General features: G+C 66.1%; 14 protein-coding genes and 1 tRNA gene. 7 read left to right on the forward strand and 8 right to left on the reverse strand.

Translation table 11 applies throughout. The features are described 5' to 3' along the window. Window positions 1-349 precede the first annotated feature (349 nt). From ABC977_RS05405 to ABC977_RS05415, 3 genes are read left to right on the forward strand one after another with little or no spacing between them, the layout of a single operon-like run. Entirely contained in the window at window positions 350-607 is a 258-nt protein-coding gene (locus tag ABC977_RS05405; protein WP_369666220.1) for an HvfA family oxazolone/thioamide-modified RiPP metallophore, read from the forward strand. A 13-nt stretch (window positions 608-620) separates the two neighbouring features. Then, a complete protein-coding gene (locus ABC977_RS05410) occupies window positions 621-1,484 on the forward strand; it encodes an HvfB family MNIO-type RiPP peptide maturase (protein WP_439849161.1) in 864 nt (287 codons plus the stop codon). Next, entirely contained in the window at window positions 1,477-2,241 is a 765-nt protein-coding gene (locus ABC977_RS05415) for an HvfC family RiPP maturation protein (protein ID WP_369666222.1), read from the forward strand. Before ABC977_RS05410 ends, ABC977_RS05415 begins: the two co-directional genes overlap by 8 nt. Window positions 2,242-2,374: 133 nt before the next feature. On the opposite strand, the gene ABC977_RS05420 is transcribed toward ABC977_RS05415, so the two are convergent. Together ABC977_RS05420 and ABC977_RS05425 are read right to left on the reverse strand one after the other, a co-directional pair. Next, window positions 2,375-2,461 (reverse strand) — tRNA-Leu (locus ABC977_RS05420). Window positions 2,462-2,613: 152 nt separating this feature from the next. Beyond that, window positions 2,614-3,546, reverse strand: a complete 933-nt coding sequence (locus ABC977_RS05425) for a histone deacetylase family protein (RefSeq protein WP_369666253.1) — start codon at window positions 3,544-3,546, stop codon at window positions 2,614-2,616. Between the two features lie 124 nt (window positions 3,547-3,670). Here ABC977_RS05425 and ABC977_RS05430 point away from each other — a divergent pair, with 124 nt between their 5' ends. Beyond that, window positions 3,671-6,349, forward strand: coding sequence for a bifunctional acetate--CoA ligase family protein/GNAT family N-acetyltransferase (locus ABC977_RS05430; protein WP_369666223.1), 2,679 nt, complete (start codon window positions 3,671-3,673; stop codon window positions 6,347-6,349). Window positions 6,350-6,386: 37 nt separating this feature from the next. Here ABC977_RS05430 and lexA read toward each other — a convergent pair whose 3' ends face one another. Further along, entirely contained in the window at window positions 6,387-7,037 is a 651-nt protein-coding gene (lexA, locus tag ABC977_RS05435; RefSeq protein WP_369666224.1) for a transcriptional repressor LexA, read from the reverse strand. 195 nt (window positions 7,038-7,232) lie between these two features. Here lexA and ABC977_RS05440 point away from each other — a divergent pair, with 195 nt between their 5' ends. After that, entirely contained in the window at window positions 7,233-8,183 is a 951-nt protein-coding gene (locus ABC977_RS05440) for a protochlorophyllide oxidoreductase (RefSeq protein WP_369666225.1), read from the forward strand. Window positions 8,184-8,199: 16 nt separating this feature from the next. Here ABC977_RS05440 and ABC977_RS05445 read toward each other — a convergent pair whose 3' ends face one another. The 3 genes from ABC977_RS05445 to ABC977_RS05455 all read right to left on the reverse strand — a co-directional run bounded on the left by ABC977_RS05445 (window position 8,200) and on the right by ABC977_RS05455 (window position 10,386). Further along, the gene (locus ABC977_RS05445; RefSeq protein ID WP_369666226.1) at window positions 8,200-9,468 is read right to left on the reverse strand and encodes a cysteine desulfurase family protein; all 1,269 of its coding nucleotides are present in this window, start codon (window positions 9,466-9,468) and stop codon (window positions 8,200-8,202) included. A 98-nt stretch (window positions 9,469-9,566) separates the two neighbouring features. Beyond that, on the reverse strand, window positions 9,567-9,911 hold the full coding sequence (locus ABC977_RS05450; RefSeq protein WP_369666227.1) for a DsrE/DsrF/TusD sulfur relay family protein: 345 nt from the start codon (window positions 9,909-9,911) through the stop codon (window positions 9,567-9,569). Between the two features lie 88 nt (window positions 9,912-9,999). After that, window positions 10,000-10,386, reverse strand: a complete 387-nt coding sequence (locus ABC977_RS05455; protein WP_369666228.1) for a hypothetical protein — start codon at window positions 10,384-10,386, stop codon at window positions 10,000-10,002. 235 nt (window positions 10,387-10,621) lie between these two features. Between ABC977_RS05455 and chrA the strand changes: the two genes are divergently transcribed. Then, a complete protein-coding gene (gene chrA / locus ABC977_RS05460; protein WP_369666229.1) occupies window positions 10,622-11,881 on the forward strand; it encodes a chromate efflux transporter in 1,260 nt (419 codons plus the stop codon). 271 nt (window positions 11,882-12,152) lie between these two features. Next, a complete protein-coding gene (locus ABC977_RS05465) occupies window positions 12,153-12,821 on the forward strand; it encodes an ArsR/SmtB family transcription factor (protein ID WP_369666230.1) in 669 nt (222 codons plus the stop codon). Window positions 12,822-12,866: 45 nt separating this feature from the next. On the opposite strand, the gene ABC977_RS05470 is transcribed toward ABC977_RS05465, so the two are convergent. Further along, window positions 12,867-14,126, reverse strand: coding sequence for a NupC/NupG family nucleoside CNT transporter (locus ABC977_RS05470; protein ID WP_369666231.1), 1,260 nt, complete (start codon window positions 14,124-14,126; stop codon window positions 12,867-12,869). Window positions 14,127-14,707: 581 nt separating this feature from the next. Then, window positions 14,708-16,066, reverse strand: coding sequence for a UDP-glucose dehydrogenase family protein (locus tag ABC977_RS05475; protein WP_369666232.1), 1,359 nt, complete (start codon window positions 16,064-16,066; stop codon window positions 14,708-14,710). Window positions 16,067-16,260 lie beyond the last annotated feature (194 nt).

Below are 16,260 nucleotides of genomic sequence, written 5' to 3' on the forward strand. Positions count from 1 at the left end.
ACCAAGCGCGAGGTTTCGGAGTGAAATCCCTGGTCCGGTTTGTAACTGCGCGGCCGCCCGGGCGAGGGTGAGGCGTCAGACCTCGAGTTCGGAGATACGGTGCCCCCGCCGATATCGAAAGGCTGACCTCCCGGTCAGCCGGTTTGCCGCTGAAAGAATCCCGTGGGGTCTCCGGTCTCCTCTGAAGATGATGGCAAACCCGCCGAGGGTTGTTTTTCGCTCTCGAAATCGACCGGGGCCTGCGTCATCTGTGGTAATTGAGTGTTTTAGTGGGGTATAGTTGAGGCCCGACTGGCACTCGGCGACTCTCGCTTCGATGCCTAGTTTCAACTTCGTGGAGATCAAGACCATGACCAAGAAGACCATGACTCCGGCTGGTGCATTGGTTGGCGTTGCCCTTGTCGGCAGCTTGGGTGCTCTTGGCGTCGCGCAAGCCGGCGAGAACCCGTTCGCGGTGCAGCCGCTCGGACCGAGTTACGTGCAACTGGCCGAGGGCCAGTGTGGTGAAGGCAAGTGTGGCGAGGGTAAATGCGGCGGCGGCCCGGACACCGAGGGTAAGTGCGGCGAGGGCAAATGCGGTGAAGGCAAGTGCGGCGGCGCCTCCTGATCGGTTCCCGATGATGGCCATGAGCCACCGCTGCGGCTCGGTTCATGGCGCCGGTCTCGGCCTGCGGCGGGCCTTTCTCGACGCCGTGGCCGAGCGCCCCCCCGAGATCGTCGGGTTCTACGAGGTCGCGCCGGAGAATTGGATCGGAGTCGGGGGGCGCAAGGCGCACCGCCTGCGGGTGTTGACCGAGCGTCATCCATTCGTCTGTCACGGTTTATCGTTGTCGATCGGCGGGCCGGAGCCGCTGGATCTGGACCTGGTGCGCCAGATCAAACGGTTTCTGGATAGCCATGGCATCGATGATTACACGGAGCACCTGAGCTACTGCTCGGACGATGGGCATCTCTACGATCTGTTGCCGATCCCTTTCACCGACGAGGCGGTTCGGCATGTGGCCGGACGCGTGCGGCAGGTCCAGGAGATCCTCGAGCGTCGGATCGCGCTGGAGAACGTCTCCTACTATGCCGCGCCTGGGCGCCAGATGACCGAGATCGCGTTCGTCAACGCCGTCCTCGAGGAGGCCGACTGCGACCTGCTGCTCGACATCAACAACATCTATGTGAACGGGATCAACCATGGCTACGACCCGGAGTCTTTCTTGGCCGCGTTGCCGGGCGAGCGGATCCGTTATGGCCATGTCGCCGGCCACTACGAGGAAGCGCCCGACCTGCGCGTGGATACCCATGGCGCTGATGTGATCGATCCGGTCTGGGCGCTACTGGGTCGGGCCTACGAGTGGTTCGGGGTTTTCCCGACGCTGCTCGAACGCGACTTCAATATCCCGCCTCTCGAACAGTTGCTGCGCGAAGTCGAAAAGATCCGCCGCCTTCAGGCTGTCTATCGGGTTGCCGCCCCGACGGGGCTTGCCGGTGCCTGACCCCACCCCGCTCGCGGCCCAGCAAAGGGCATTCGCCGCGCATCTGCGTGATCCCGCGCACATGCCGCCCCCGGCCGATATCGAGGACCGGCGGCTGGCCATCTATCGGGATCTCGTCTTCAACAACGTCTCCTCGCTGCTGGCCGGCAACTTCCCGAGGCTCAGGGAGGCCCTGAACAAGGGCCATTGGGATGACCTGATCCGCGACTTCTTTGTCCGACACCGCGCCAGAACACCGTTGTTCCCTCAGTTGGCGGGGGAGTTCCTCGATTTCCTGCAAGGTCCCCGTGCCGCGGATCCGCGCGACCCGCCCTTTCTGCTCGAGTTGGCCCATTACGAGTGGGTCGAGCTCGTCTTGGAGATCAGCGAGGAGACCCCCGACCTGTCACGGGTCGATCCGGACGGCGACCTGTTGGTCGGCCACCCTGTGGTCTCGCCACTGGCCTGGAATCTCACCTATCGTTATCCCGTCCATCGGTTGCTACCCGCGACGGCCGCCGAGGTGACGCCGGGCGAACCGACACATCTGGTCCTGTACCGCACTGCCGAGGAGCGGGTCGCCGTGCTCGAGATCAACGCGGTTACGCAAGCCTTGCTGATCCGCCTCGACGAGCCGCCGCCGCGATCCGGGCGTGCGCTCCTCGAAGAGATCGCCGCCGAACTCGGGCATCCGCAACCGCAGCAGGTGATCGCATTCGGGGCCGGTCTGCTTGCGGATCTGCGCGACCGGGGCGTGGTGCTCGGCACCTCACGCTGACGCCGTTCGATCCTCGCCCCAGGTTGGCGGACCCAAAGGCCGTGCGGCTGGGTTCCCTTCGGCCTCGACTCGGCGGATCTTCGGGTACTAAACAGACGGGATAGGCGACCCGAAGGTCGAATCGAAAGAGGGATGGTGCCGAGGAGAGGACTTGAACCTCCACGAGCTTTCGCCCACATGGACCTGAACCATGCGCGTCTACCAATTCCGCCACCTCGGCCGGTGGTCGCGAGACGGGCGAACATTTCTGAGCCCGACCGCGAAGACGGCAATCCTAATGAGGCAACGGTAACCTGTCAAGGTCGCGTGAGCGCGGCCGCGCGGTTGCTTTGCGGATCATGGCCGGCTATCCTGCTGCAATGCAGCATGGCGTCAGCCATGGCCGATCAGTTCATCGACATGGGTGCTGACACAGCGGCCAAGCGCCGAAAGGCTGTACCCCCCTTCGAGGCAGGAGACGATCCGCTCGCCGGCGTGTCGTTTCGCGAGCTCGTGCAAGGCGCGGGTGATCCACGCGTAGTCGGCTTCGCGCAGGTTGAAATGGGCCATGTCGTCCTCGGCATGTCCATCGAAGCCGGCCGAAATCATGATCAGTTGCGGGGCGAAGGCGTCGATTCGAGGCAGCCAACTTTGTTCGACTGCGGCTCGAAACTCCGCGCCGCCGGTCAGTCGTGGAAGTGGAACGTTGACGATGTTCGAAGCCTTGGTATCAGCGCCGGTCCCGGGGTAGTAGGGGTGCTGGAAGCTGGAGCAGAACAGGATGCGTTCGTCGCCGGTGAAGATGTCTTCGGTTCCGTTGCCATGGTGGACGTCGAAATCGATGATCGCCACCCGCTCGAGCCCGTGTTCCGCGAGCGCGTGGGCGGCTCCGACCGCCACATTGTTGAAGAAGCAGAAGCCCATCGCATGGCGCCGTTCGGCGTGGTGGCCGGGTGGGCGAACGCAGCAGAAGGCGGCATGATGACCATCCCCCATCACGAGATCGACGCCGAGGATCGCCGCGCCGGCGGCGCGCCGCGCCGCGGCCAGGGTTCCTTGACACATCGCCGTGTCGCCGTCGACCCATACCAGGACGTCGTCGACTTCTGGTGCGGCATCGAAGATGGATCGGACATAGCTCGGATCGTGGACACGGGCCAATTGTTCGAACGTTGCCAGTGGCGCGTCGTAGTGGGTGACCAGCATCTCCATGCCGGAGGCGATCATCCGGTCGCGGATCGCGTCGAGGCGCTCTGGCTGTTCCGGGTGATGGGCCCCCATCCGATGCTCATGGCAGTCTGGATGAGAGATGAAGGCTAGGTTCATGAGAATCATGACTCCTGTGGCAGAATCCGAACAGGCACCGCGTCGGGGCCAGGTCACCGGCACGTCGTTGGAAAGAGTGTCATCATCAAGCTTAAACCCAATCGTGCCTGGGAGGCAGATCCGCATGCGTTTAACTGATGTCGACCAACTCTTCACGCCGAGCGCGGTCGCGGTGTTCGGAGCCAGCGATGGGCCCGGCTCGGTCGGCGGTATCGTCTACCGCAATCTGCTGGCCGGTGGCTTCAAGGGTCCCTGCTACGCGATCAATCCCAAGTACGATCAGGTTGCGGATCAGCCCTGTTACAAGTCGTTGGCGGATCTCGATCGGCCGATCGATCTGGCCTTGATCGCCACGCCCGCCGAGACGGTCGCCGACATCCTCGATCAGTGCGGCGCCTATGGGGTCAAGGCGGCGGTCGTTCATTCGGCCGGCTTCTCCGAACATGGTGAGCGGGGCGGTGTCCTGCAAGAGCGGGTCGTCGAGGCCGCCCGGCGTAATCGGATTCGACTGTTGGGCCCCAACACGCTCGGCGTCATGCGCCCTGCGCACGGGCTGAACGCCACCTTTGGCTATGAGTCGGCACGACGCGGCCATGTCGCGCTCGTGTCCCAATCCGGTGCCGTTTGTGCCGCGATGCTCGATTGGTCCGGGCCGCGCGAATTGGGTTTCTCGGCGGTCGTGTCCCTTGGCGCCGCGGCCGATATCGACTTCGGCGACATCCTCGACTATCTCGCGCTCGATACTCAGACGCACAGCATCCTGATGTATGTCGAGGGGATCCGCGACGCGCGGCGGTTCGTCAGCGGTCTGCGTGCCGCGGCGCGACTGAAGCCGGTGATCGTGGTCAAGGCCGGTCGTTTTGCGGCTGGTTCGCGCGCCGCCAAGTCGCACACCGGCGCGTGGGTCGGGTCGCACGACGTGTTCCGGGCCGTCATGGAACGGGCCGGTGCGGTGCAGGTCGATGAACTGGATCAGCTCTTCGCGGCGGCGCAGGTGTTTGGCAGCGGTCGCCGCTTGTCCGGGGAACGGATCGCGATCGTCACGAACGGGGGTGGTCCGGGCGTCCTGGCCGCGGATCGAGCCGTCGAACAAGGCCTGACCCTGACCCAGTTTACCGAGCCGACCCGTCAACGCCTCGAGGCGGCGCTTCCGGAACACTGGTCACACGATAATCCGGTCGATGTGATCGGCGATGCCCCGCCCGAGCGTTTTCGCGCGGCGGTCGAAGCCTGTCTGGCCGACCCCGGGGTCGATGGACTGCTGGCAATTCTCGCGCCGCTCGCCTCCGCCGACCCGAGTGCCGTGGCGAGCGAGGTCATCGAGGCCGCGCGCAAGACCAAGAAACCTCTATTGGTCAGTTGGATGGGGGCCGCGCGCGTCGCCGATGCGAAGTTGTTGTTCGCACAAAGTCGGGTGCCGCATTTCGCGTCGCCCGAGGCCGCCGTCGATGCCCTGTGGTACTTGGCCGCCCATCACCGCAATCAAAAGCTCTTGATGCAATCCCCAGGGCCCATGTCTCAGGAAGAGGCCCCGGATGTCGAAGGCGCGCGACTGATCATCGAAGGCGTCATGGCGGAAGGGCGCAAGACGCTCGGCATCATCGAGGCCAAGGCGATCCTGTCGGCGTTTCGGATTCCGACGACGCAGGCGGTGCTCGCGCGCACGCCGAACGAGGCGCTGATGGCCGCCCAGGTGCTGGGCTTTCCCGTCGTCATGAAGATCAACTCGCCCGATATCGGCCACAAATCCGATGTCGACGGTGTGCGACTCAATATCGCCGACGCGCTGACGGTGCGTCGGACCTTCACCGAGATCGTCGAGCGTGCGCGGCGCATGCGTCCCGAGGCGCGCATCGAGGGGGTCACGGTTGAACATATGGTGTCGACGCGCGCCGCGCGAGAGCTGATGATCGGTGTCCTGCGTGATTCGATCTTCGGCCCGGTGATCACCTTCGGGGCCGGCGGGACCGACGTCGAGGTGTTGCAGGACCGGACCCTGGGCTTGCCGCCGCTCAATGCCTTCATCATCCAGACGATGATCGGACACGCCCGCGTCAGCCGGCTGATGGGTGCTTTTCAGCACATGCCGCCGATGAACCGCGAGGCGCTGGCGCGGATCCTGCAGCGGGTCTCCGAGATGGTCTGCGAACTGCCGGAGATCATCGACATGGAGATCAACCCGCTGATCGGCAACGATCGTGAAGTGGTCGCGGTCGACGCCCGCATCCAGGTCAACTACCGGCCACCGCAGATGACGACTTACGGCCACATGGCGATCCACCCCTATCCCACCCATCTGATCGAAAGCGTGCAGTTGCCCGATGGCACGGATCTGACGATCCGGCCGATCCGCCCCGAAGACGCGCAGCTCGAGCAGGATTTCGTCCGCGGTCTGTCCGAGCAGACCAAATACTTCCGCTTCATGCAGGCCTTGAAGGAACTGACGCCGGAGATGCTGGTGCGCTTCACGCAGATCGACTACGACCGCGAGATGGCGCTGATCGGTGTCGTCGAGGAACAGGGCGCGGAGGTCGAGGTCGGCGTCGCACGCTATATGTCGCGACCCGGCGGGGAGGCCTGCGAATTCGCGATCGTCGTTGCCGATGCGTGGCGTGCCCGTGGCATCGGGGCGCGCCTGATGCGTTCGCTGATGGAGAATGCCCGCCGACGTGGCCTGCGAGTCATGGAGGGGGAGGTCCTGACGGCCAATACACGGATGCTGGCCTTGATGAAATCGCTGGGTTTTCGCATCGAGCGCGACAAGCTCGACCCAGGGATCAAGATCGTCACCAAGGTCCTCTGAGCGGGAACGGTGCGGGCAGGCTCTCTGTCCGTGTCGGTCAGTCCAGATAGCGACGGATTTCGACGACGCGCCCCAAGATCCGCAGCGTCTTCGGGTCCGGCACCAGCACCGGGTAATCGGGGTTGGCGGGATGAAGCTCGATCCGGTCGGCACGGTAGCGCAGGCGCTTGACCGTCGCCTCTTCGTCGACCAAGGCGACGACGATCGTCCCCTCGTCGGCGTTGTCCTGGCGCCGCACCAGCACGATGTCACCGGCCAGGATGCCGGCGTCACGCATGCTGTCGCCGCGCACGCGCAGCGCGAAGAGTTCGGTCGCGGTACGAAAGCGGTCTGCCGGCACCGGCAGATGACCTTCCAGATCTTCGACCGCCAGTGCCAAGCCCCCGGCGGTGACCCGGCCCAGAATGGGGATCCAATGCAGACGGTTGGTCGAACTCGGTGACGGACCCTGGTCAGGAGCCCGTACCGGTTGATTGGTCAGCCGGTAACCGCGTGCCTGCCCGGGAAGTTTCGCGAGGTGTCCCGACGTGACCAAGGCCTCCAAATGGCTGCGTGCACTTTGAACGGAGCGGAAGCCGAACGCACGCTGGACATCTCTCACCGTTGGCGGTTGCCCGCTCGACAGTCGCTGCCGCATGAATTCGAGGATCCGTTCGCGCGTCTGGCCTGTCGGCGTTCGACCCATCATCGACCCCGGCTCGTCTTTGACAGACCTGGACTCATCGCCGCCCTGTGCTGGCGATCATCAGGCACGGATACCGACGGTGATCGGTGTGGGGTTCGACGCAGGGCATGTCCCGGGATTCGCTGATGCGGTTTCTTTGCGCACAGGATACCGCGTGGATATAGTCAACGAAATTGATTCGCAAGGCGAGGCTGGGGCGTGATCGAAGCTACGAGGTCGGGGGTCGATTCGGGGATCTGGGATCGTTACGAGGAAAGCTTCTTCGGTCGCATGCGGGGCAACCTGGATCGCGACGACTTCACCGAGTACCGTGGTCGCCGTCGCACGGCTGATAACGAAATCGTTGGCTGCTCGCGGGTCTTTCGCGGCCCGAAGCTCGATCGGGTCATGGTCAATCGCTACAGCCTGAAACCCGGGCGGGGCGGGCTGGTGATCTTCGCTTACCCGCGTGTGGAGTACGCGATCCCCTCGTTCCTGCTGCACATCGGCGGCCTCCCTCCAGAACGCACGCTGGCGATCATGGATCTGGCGCCCTGTTCTCCGACATTGGACATGGGCCCGTTCGCACGCGTGGCCGAGACGCATCGCGCCGACCTGAATCTACCCGACACCCGGCTCGATTGGCTGCGTCAGGTCACGTCGCCGCACCTGTTGCACTGCGCCTTTCAGCCGCTCGATCCGGAGCGTTTTCTCGCGACCTTCACCGAGACGATCGAGGTCTGGTGTTCGGCCTACATCGAGCCGGCCGCGCGCGATGACCAAGCGCTGTCGGTCCAGGCCCGGCGCGATGCCATCCTGGCGATGAAAGAGATCCTGTTCAGGAACGATCCGGCCTTTCCGGTGTTCACGCGGGCCTTCGGGCAGGCCATGTCCGATGTGCTGGCCGAAGCCGCCTTTGGCGGCGATCCCGGGCTCGCGGTCGCGCAAGCGGCGGAGCCCTTGCCGACACCCGGGAGCTGGGTCAACAAGAAACTCGGGGTCAGTTGGAATGCCGACGCCCAAGAGCGCGTGCACGAGGCCCCGGCCTTCTTGCGGCCGATGATCCGTCGCATCATCGAGAAGGAGGCGGTCAAGGAGGGGTTGACGGTCGCCACCGTCGAGTTGGTCAAACGCTGCGAAAAGAAATACCGCAGTCGCATGGAGCTCTAGCGGCCTGTCGGAGGCTTCACGAGGGCCTCGAGGACTCCGCCTCGCCGTCATCGGGTTCGGCCGCTCGCCGGGGACCCTTCAGACGGGCGTCCGTCGGTGGGATCGCCTGGCCCAGCACGCGGCCCAGCAGGGCTTTGGAGCGCTGGGCGATCAGCTCGGGTGACAGCCGGCGCTCCCGGAACAGCACGGCCTGCAGGGTGTCCCGATCCTGAAACAGGATCTCCGCCGGGGTCGGGCCAAAGGCGTGGCCGACGCTCACGCGTGCGATCCGGCCTAGGTTCACCCCGCGCCCGTCGTCAAGCAGGATGCAGTGGGGAGCGAGTCCGCGTACCGGGTCCGGTCGGGGGAAATCCACCACCCCCAGCAGCACGTAGGGCCTGTCGCTGATGCGCACGCCGAGCTGCATGTCGCTCGCGTCGAGTTCGGCGATGTAGACGGTCTCACCCACCGCCGCTCGCAGCCGCTTCACCTGCCGGCTATAGTCGGGTGACGGCCACAGCCGGCTCCCCGCCGCGTCGTCGTCCACGGGGATCGCGGGGGCTGGCAGCTGCGGCTCGTGGCTCACGGCGCCGTTTTGCCTGCCAGGGCCGTCCAGGCCGCTGTCAGGGCATTGGCGGCGCGGGCCACGTCGTCGGCCGTGGTGGGCTCCCCCACGCTGAGGCGCACCGCGCCCCGGGCCTGTTCCGGGGACACCCCCATCGCGGCGAGCACTCCGCTCACCGAATCGCCTACTTCGTGGCAGGCGGAACCGACGGACGCCCGTCTGAAGGGTCCCCGGCGAGCGGGCGAGCGCCGCCAGCTCGGCGATGGGCTGAAGGGTGCCGACCTCGTTGTTGGCGTGCATGACGGACACCAGCAGGGTGTCGTCGCGGAGTGCGACGGCCAGGTCCGAGTGAGAGACGCGGCCGGCCTCGTCGACCGGCAGCACCGTCACCACCCACCCCTGCGCCGCCAGGTGCGCCATCGGCCGCGCGACGGCCGGATGCTCGACGGCACTGGTGATGAGATGCCGGCCGCGCCCCCGGAGCGCCAGGGCCACGCCGAGGATGGCAAGATTGTTGCCCTCGGTGGCGCAGCCGGTGAAGACCATCTCCCGGGGTGCGGCGCCAATCAGGGCCGCCACCTGTCCCCGCGCCCGCGTCACCGCGTGCTGCGCCTCCCGGCCGTAGGCATGGCTGGAGGACGGATTGCCGAAGTGCTCGCGCAGATAGGGCAGCACGGCCTCCAGCACCTCGGGTGCGACCGGCGTGGTGGCGTTGTAGTCGAGGTAGATTGGACGGGTCAACGCAGTGCCTCGGTCAGATCGGCGATCAGGTCCTCGGGATCCTCAAGCCCGATCTCGTTTCGTTGTCCTCTGGCGGGGGACGGCATTGCCGTCGACGCTCAAAACACCAGCAGCTGGTCCGCCGCCAGGGTCCGCTCGACCAGCTCGTCCATGGTGCTGCGCCGCGCCCCCTCGATCAGCTCCGCGTCGCCGATGCCGCGGGCGTCCAGGCAGGTGCCGCAAAGCAGCACCTCGCCGGTGCGCAGGATCGACTTCGTCATCAGTTCGAGATTGTAGTAGCCCTGGGGCACCTTCTGTCCGGTCTTGGCGCAGGCCACGGCGTCGGCCATCAGGAACACGGTGACTTCTGCCCCCTTGCCGGCAACGGCCTTGGCCAGGCGCAGACCGTTGAAGCTGCGTTCGGTACCGTAGGGGGGATCGTTGAGGATGAACAGGGCCTTCATGTGGCAACTCCGATTTCAGGTTTGGGGTTGGTGTCAAGTTTTGGGGGTGGCGTCTTCAACTGGCCAGCCGTTGGCCAGCCTGGCGCGGTCATGCCGCCCCGGATAATGTGCACCTCGCCGCGGCTGGGAAGATGAGGCGCAGCAGAGGGGTGTTGAGCACCACCAGGCCGTTGTTGCTGCCCCAGCGCAGGGTCTTGGAGACAATCAGCGCCCGCCGCGGGGCTGCGAGCTCCCACAGGGCCATGAGGACGAAGACGCCGATGAAGGTGCCGAGGCGGATGGCGGCTTCGTGGGTTTCGACGAAACTCCCCATGAACGGGCTCTCCCGGTGCGGATCTGACGACGGGATGCTGGCAGATCCCTCGGGAATATTCAACCCATAGGTTGATTGTATGCTCCTTGACTGCGCGCTCGGACCCCTCGCCAACAGGTCGCCCTGGATGCGCCGCGACCGGACATTGCGCTTCGTGAGCATCAGCACAACTTAACGCGCAATAGGCGGCCGAAGCGCTCGCATCGTCAGGCCATCCTGGCCGGATGGGTCAGGGCTCGCAGCCCAGGCTGCGCCGCAGCCCGCGCTTTTCTTGCTCCGGGGGAACCCTTGTCAGCGTTGGGCGATCACCCGCTTTCGCGTGCGAGGGACGGCTGCAACCGCGGTCACCGAGTGCCCCGGGCGGCTGGTCGCGAGCCCTCGGATCGCACGACAGTCAATGGCGGTCGCCGGCCGGATCGGAGGTGAGCTCGTGGCGGTAGAGCAGATCGATGGCCGACCCCGGATCGGCGACGTGGGCGACGTCTTCAAGGCGTTCCTCAAGCTTGGTTTGACGTCCTTCGGCGGTCCCATCGCCCACCTCGGCTACTTCCGCGACGAGCTGGTGCTGCGCCGCAAATGGCTTTCCGAGGCGGCCTATGCGGATCTGGTCGCCCTGTGCCAGTTCCTGCCCGGTCCGGCGAGCAGCCAGGTGGGGTTCGCGTTGGGGTTCCTGCGTGGGGGCCTGCCCGGCGCCCTGGTCGCCTGGGCCGCCTTCACATTGCCGTCGGTTGCCCTGCTCCTGGCGTTTGCATACGGCGCGGCGGCCTTCGGCGGCCCGCTCGGCCAGGACCTGCTGCACGGCCTCAAGCTGGTGGCCGTGGCGATCGTGGCCCATGCGGTCTGGGGGATGGCGCGTGTGCTGGCGCCGGACCGGCAACGGGCGACGATTGCCCTGGGTGCCGTGCTGATCCTGGCATTCGTACCCAGCGCATTGGGCCAGATCGCGGCCATCCTCGCTGGCGCCGTCGCCGGGACCCTGTGGTGCCGCCGGGTGGATGACGGCGGGGCGGCGCGGCTACCGGTCGTGATTTCGCGGCGTTCGGGGATCTTGCTCCTCGCCGCCTTTTTCCTCCTGCTGCTCGGGCTGCCCGCGGCCGTCGCCCTGTGGTCTGCGCCGGGGCTCGCGCTGTTCGAGGTCTTCTACCGGGCGGGCGCGCTGGTATTCGGCGGCGGGCACGTGGTGCTGCCCCTGCTCGAGGCGCGCTTGGTGGACCCCGGCTGGGTGAGTGCGGACGCCTTTCTCGCCGGCTATGGCGCGGCCCAGGCCGTTCCTGGCCCGCTATTCACCTTTGCTGCCTATCTCGGTGCGATCGCCGAGCCGGGCCCCGATGGGGTCCTCGGAGCTGCGATCGCGTTGTTCGGCATCTTTTTGCCGGGCATGCTGCTGTTGATGGGGGTGCTGCCGTTCTGGGACCGTCTGCGTCGGGATGCACGTATGGGGGCCGCCATGGCCGGCACCAACGCCGCGGTGGTCGGTATCCTGGGCGCAGCCCTCTACCAGCCGGTGTGGACGAGCGCGGTGGCCTCGTCTGCCGATTTCGCCCTCGCGCTGACGGCCTTCGTTCTGCTCGCCGCGTGGAAGGCGCCGCCCTGGCTCGTTGTGCTGGTGACAGTGATCGCCGCGGTGGCGCTCGGCCTCGTCGCGCGATTCGGATGAGCGTCACGGGACCGGCGTGTCCGCGGGCAGATCGCGCGTCTGCTTCCCGATCCGATGCGATCCGGGCCGGGGCGCAGAACTCCGTTCCGCCCAGGGTGCGCAGGATGAAGCGTCCCTAGGAGTCGATCACGACGCGGATCGGCACGGTAGCCGTCCCGCTTACTTCGATAGGGGGTCTGCCGGACGGCTCGGGGGCAGCCTATACTGACCGCCCGCCCCGGTGAGCTTCAGCCCGGGCGTCGAGCGTGATCCCGACGGGAGGTTACCGGACATGGCACAGTCCCCGGGCCCCAAGCAGGCCCTGTTCGAGCAGCTCGCAGTCATCGCCCGGGCCCTGGGCAGTGCCCCGCGGCTGGAATTGCTGGATTTCCTCGCCCAGGGTGAACGCAGCGTGGAAGAGCTGGCTGCGGCCTCCGGCCTGTCCCTCGCCAACACCTCCAAGCATCTGCAGCACCTGAAGGCGTCGGGGCTGGTGCAGGCGCGTCGGGCCGGAAAGCACATCCACTATCGGCTGGGGGACGAGCAGGTCGTCGACGCCGTGGCGGCGCTTCGCCGCCTCGCCGCGGCCCACCTGGAGCGAGTGGATGCCCTGGTTGCCAGCTATCTCACCAGCCGAGACGCGCTGGAGCCCGTGCCCGCGGGCGATTTGCTGGCCAGGGCCCGGGACGGCCTGGTCACTGTCATCGACGTCCGTCCCCCGGAGGAGTACGCCCAGGGGCACATCCCGGGGGCCATCAACATCCCCCTGGAACGGCTGGAGGGCGACCTCGCGAAGCTGCTGCCCACCGAGCGGGAGGTCGTCGCCTACTGCCGAGGGCCCTGGTGCGTCCTGTCCTTCGAGGCGGTCGCACGCCTGCGGCGCGCCGGTCTCGCGGCCCGCCGGCTCGAAGATGGCCTCCCGGAATGGCGGCGGGCCGGGTTGCCGGTCGCTTCTGATTGAGATTCGGGTGGTACCGGCCTAGCCAGGCGGGAAGCCTGATGGACCTTATGACAGGATGCCGACGACGGCGCCAGTCATCAGGGTCGCGAGCGTGCCGCCGAATACGGCTTTGAGACCCAGGCCGACGATCTCGCTTCGGCGTTCCGGTGCCATGGCGCCCAGGCCGCCGATCATGATCCCGAGGCTGCCGAGGTTCGCGAAGCCACACAGTGCGTACGTCATGATCAGTCGACTACGGTCGCTCAAGGCTTCTGCGGGTAGATCGGCGAGGGCGAGGTAGGCGACCAATTCGTTGAGCACCGTCTTGATGCCCATCAGCGAACCGGCGGTGACGGCCTCGGACCAGGGGATGCCGATCAGCCACACGGCAGGCGCCAGCAGCCAGCCGAGGAGGCGCTGCGCGGTCAGCGGGGCGCCGGCGACATCGGGCAGCAATCCGAGGGCCTGATTGGCGAGGCTCACCAGCGCGATCATGACCACCAGCATGGCGATGATGTTGAGCCACAGAGGGATCGCATCGAGAGCGCCGCGGGTGACCGCGTCCATCGCGCTGACGGAATGTGGTCGCATCTCGGCGCTGACATCCGGCTCCGCGTGTTGTGGCGGCACCAGGACGCCCGCGATCAGCAAGGCGGCGGGGGCGCTGATCAGTGAGGCCGTCAACAGGTGGCCGAGGGGTTCTTCGATGACGCCTGCGAGAAAACCCGCGTACAACACCATGACGGTGCCGGCGATCGTCGCCATGCCGCAGGTCATCAGCGCGAACAGCGCGCTGCGCGACATGCCCAGCAGGTATGGCCGGATCAGCAGCGGCGCCTCGGTCATCCCGACGAACACATTGGCGGCGGCGCCGAGACCGACGGGGCCGCCAGTCCCCATCACGCGGCGCAGCAACCAGGCGAATGCGCGTACCAGCCAGGGCAGGATCCGCCAATGGAAGAGCAGGGCCGACAGGGCGCTGATCACCAGGATCAGCGGGAGGGCGCGGAAGGCCAGCACGAAGCTGTTCTGCGGATAGCGCTCATCGAACGGTGCCGCGCCCCCGCCGAGGTATCCGAAGACCAACTCGGTGCCATCTTGCGTCGCCGTCTGTAGGGCCACGACGAAGTCATTGAGAACGAGAAAGGCCTGTTGCAGCGGTGATAGTTTCAGCAGGACCAAAGCGATCAGGAACTGAAGCGTCAGCCCGGCCAGGATCAGCCTGGGGCGGACCCGGCCACGCTCCTCGCTGAACACCCAGGCGATGCCGATCAGCACGATCAGCCCGAACGAGGCCTGCAGAACCAGTGTCAGGTTTTCGCTCATCGGGGTCCGAATCAGGGTCCGAGTGGTTGGTCTTCGTGGTCAAGGCCAGTGTCGGGCCGCCGATTTCCCGCTGACATCGGCGCAAGCGAAGAGACCGCGGTCAGGACGGACGCTGTCCGGAACCTCGCCAGGTCGCCGGCGAGCGGGGGATGCCCGTGACCGGCGGCGTGCGCGATCCGTCGGGTTGTGACCGACGCCGTTCGTCGCGCTGGCGGCGGCAGAAGGTCGCGCGGCTCAGCGGTGTCGATCGAACGCAAAAAGAAGCCCCGCTGCCTGGGGAGGGCAGCGGGGAAATGGATTCCCCGGCTGGGGCGGCCGGGAAACAGGGAGCCCCGCGGGGGAGGGGGATTCCGCGTGACTCCGCAGTCGTTGGCCTTCGCACTAGGTGAGAGTTGCGACCGACGAAAAAGTTCAGCGATTTTGTCGGTCTTGATACGTCGCCCGCGATGACGGGACGGGGGCCTATCAAGTCGACCTCTCGGCTTGGCCGCCGAGAAATCCAACTCTCCACGGCTAATGAGAGTGGGGATCGTCACCGCCTAACGCAAATCTCGGATCTGCGGCCGCCAGCCGATCGTCGGCTAGGACGGCGAGGTTTGCCTGCTGCTCGGCTGCTTGGGTAGCCGGCCGATAGAGATATAGGACAAACCGGCGGCGAGCACCTGCGTTGGGTCGAGGACGTTGCGGCCATCGAAGATCACCGGGTCCGTCAGCCGTTCTTTGATCTCGGCATAATCGGGGCTCCGGAACTGAGTCCACTCCGTCACGATGACGAGCGCGTCGGCGCCGGCGACGGCGGACATCGCGTCGGGGGTCAGCGTCAGGTCAGGACGGTCGCCGTAGAGGCGTTGCGTCTCGTCCATCGCCGCCGGGTCGAACGCGCGGACCGCTGCCCCAGCCTGCCACAATGCCTCGATGAGCCTGCGGCTCGATGCCTCGCGCATGTCATCGGTGTTCGGTTTGAAGGACAGGCCCCAGATCGCCACCGTCCGTCCAGCAAGCTCCCCGCGATAGTAGTCGTGGATCTTCTGGAACAGGAGATCCTTCTGCCGCTCATTCACGGCCTCCACGGCCGTCAGCAACTGCGCCTCGTATCCGATCGCGCGGGCCGAGTGGGCGAGGGCGCGGACGTCCTTCGGAAAACAGGATCCGCCATAACCGCAACCCGGGTAGATGAACTGATAACCGATCCGCGGATCCGAGCCGATGCCGACGCGGACGCGCTCTATGTCCGCGCCGACGGCCTCGGCGATGTTGGACAACTCGTTCATGAAGCTGATCTTGGTGGCCAGCATCGCATTGGCGGCATATTTGGTCAGCTCGGCCGATCGCACATCCATGATCATGACCCGGTCATGGTTGCGATTGAAGGGCGCGTACAGGGCACGCAACAGCTCGGCGGTTCGCGGGTTGTCGGTCCCGACGATGATGCGATCGGGCCGCATGAAGTCCTCGATCGCCGCGCCCTCCTTCAAGAACTCCGGGTTGGAGACGACATCGAAGTCGACATCGATGTTGCGCGCCGCCAGCGCCGCCTGGACGCACGCGGCGACCTTGTCCGCGGTGCCGACCGGGACCGTCGACTTGTCGACGATCACCCGATAGTTGTCCATGTGCTGCCCGATCGTTTGCGCGACCGCGAGCACATGCTTCAGGTCTGCCGAGCCGTCTTCGTCGGGGGGCGTGCCGACGGCGATGAATTGGAACAGGCCGTGTTGCACCCCGAACGCCGCATCGGTCGAGAACACCAGCCGCCCGGCGGCATGGTTGGAGGACACGAGTTCTTCCAGCCCCGGCTCGTAGATCGGGATGCCGCCGCTGTTGAGGAGGGCGATCTTGTCCGGATCGACGTCGATGCAGACCACGTGGTTACCAGCCTCGGCCAAGCACGCCCCTGTCACCAGGCCCACATAGCCGCTACCGAAGATAGTTACGTCCATCGTGCTCCCCAATTAGCTCAACGGTCTGAAATGTTTCAGCTCGGCCCGGCCGCGCGGTCTTCACCGGCGGCTGAAGCGTCAAGAACCCTTGTCGTGGTGCTCGGCGGGGTCGGGTCGCTGACTCCGTCGAGTGGCTCCCCCGAGGATTGCCTCGCCGTGTCACGCTGTGTGTGGTAACGGCGCCCAATCTTAAC

It is taken from the genome of Thioalkalicoccus limnaeus, assembly GCF_041197575.1.
Classification (GTDB): domain Bacteria; phylum Pseudomonadota; class Gammaproteobacteria; order Chromatiales; family Chromatiaceae; genus Thioalkalicoccus; species Thioalkalicoccus limnaeus.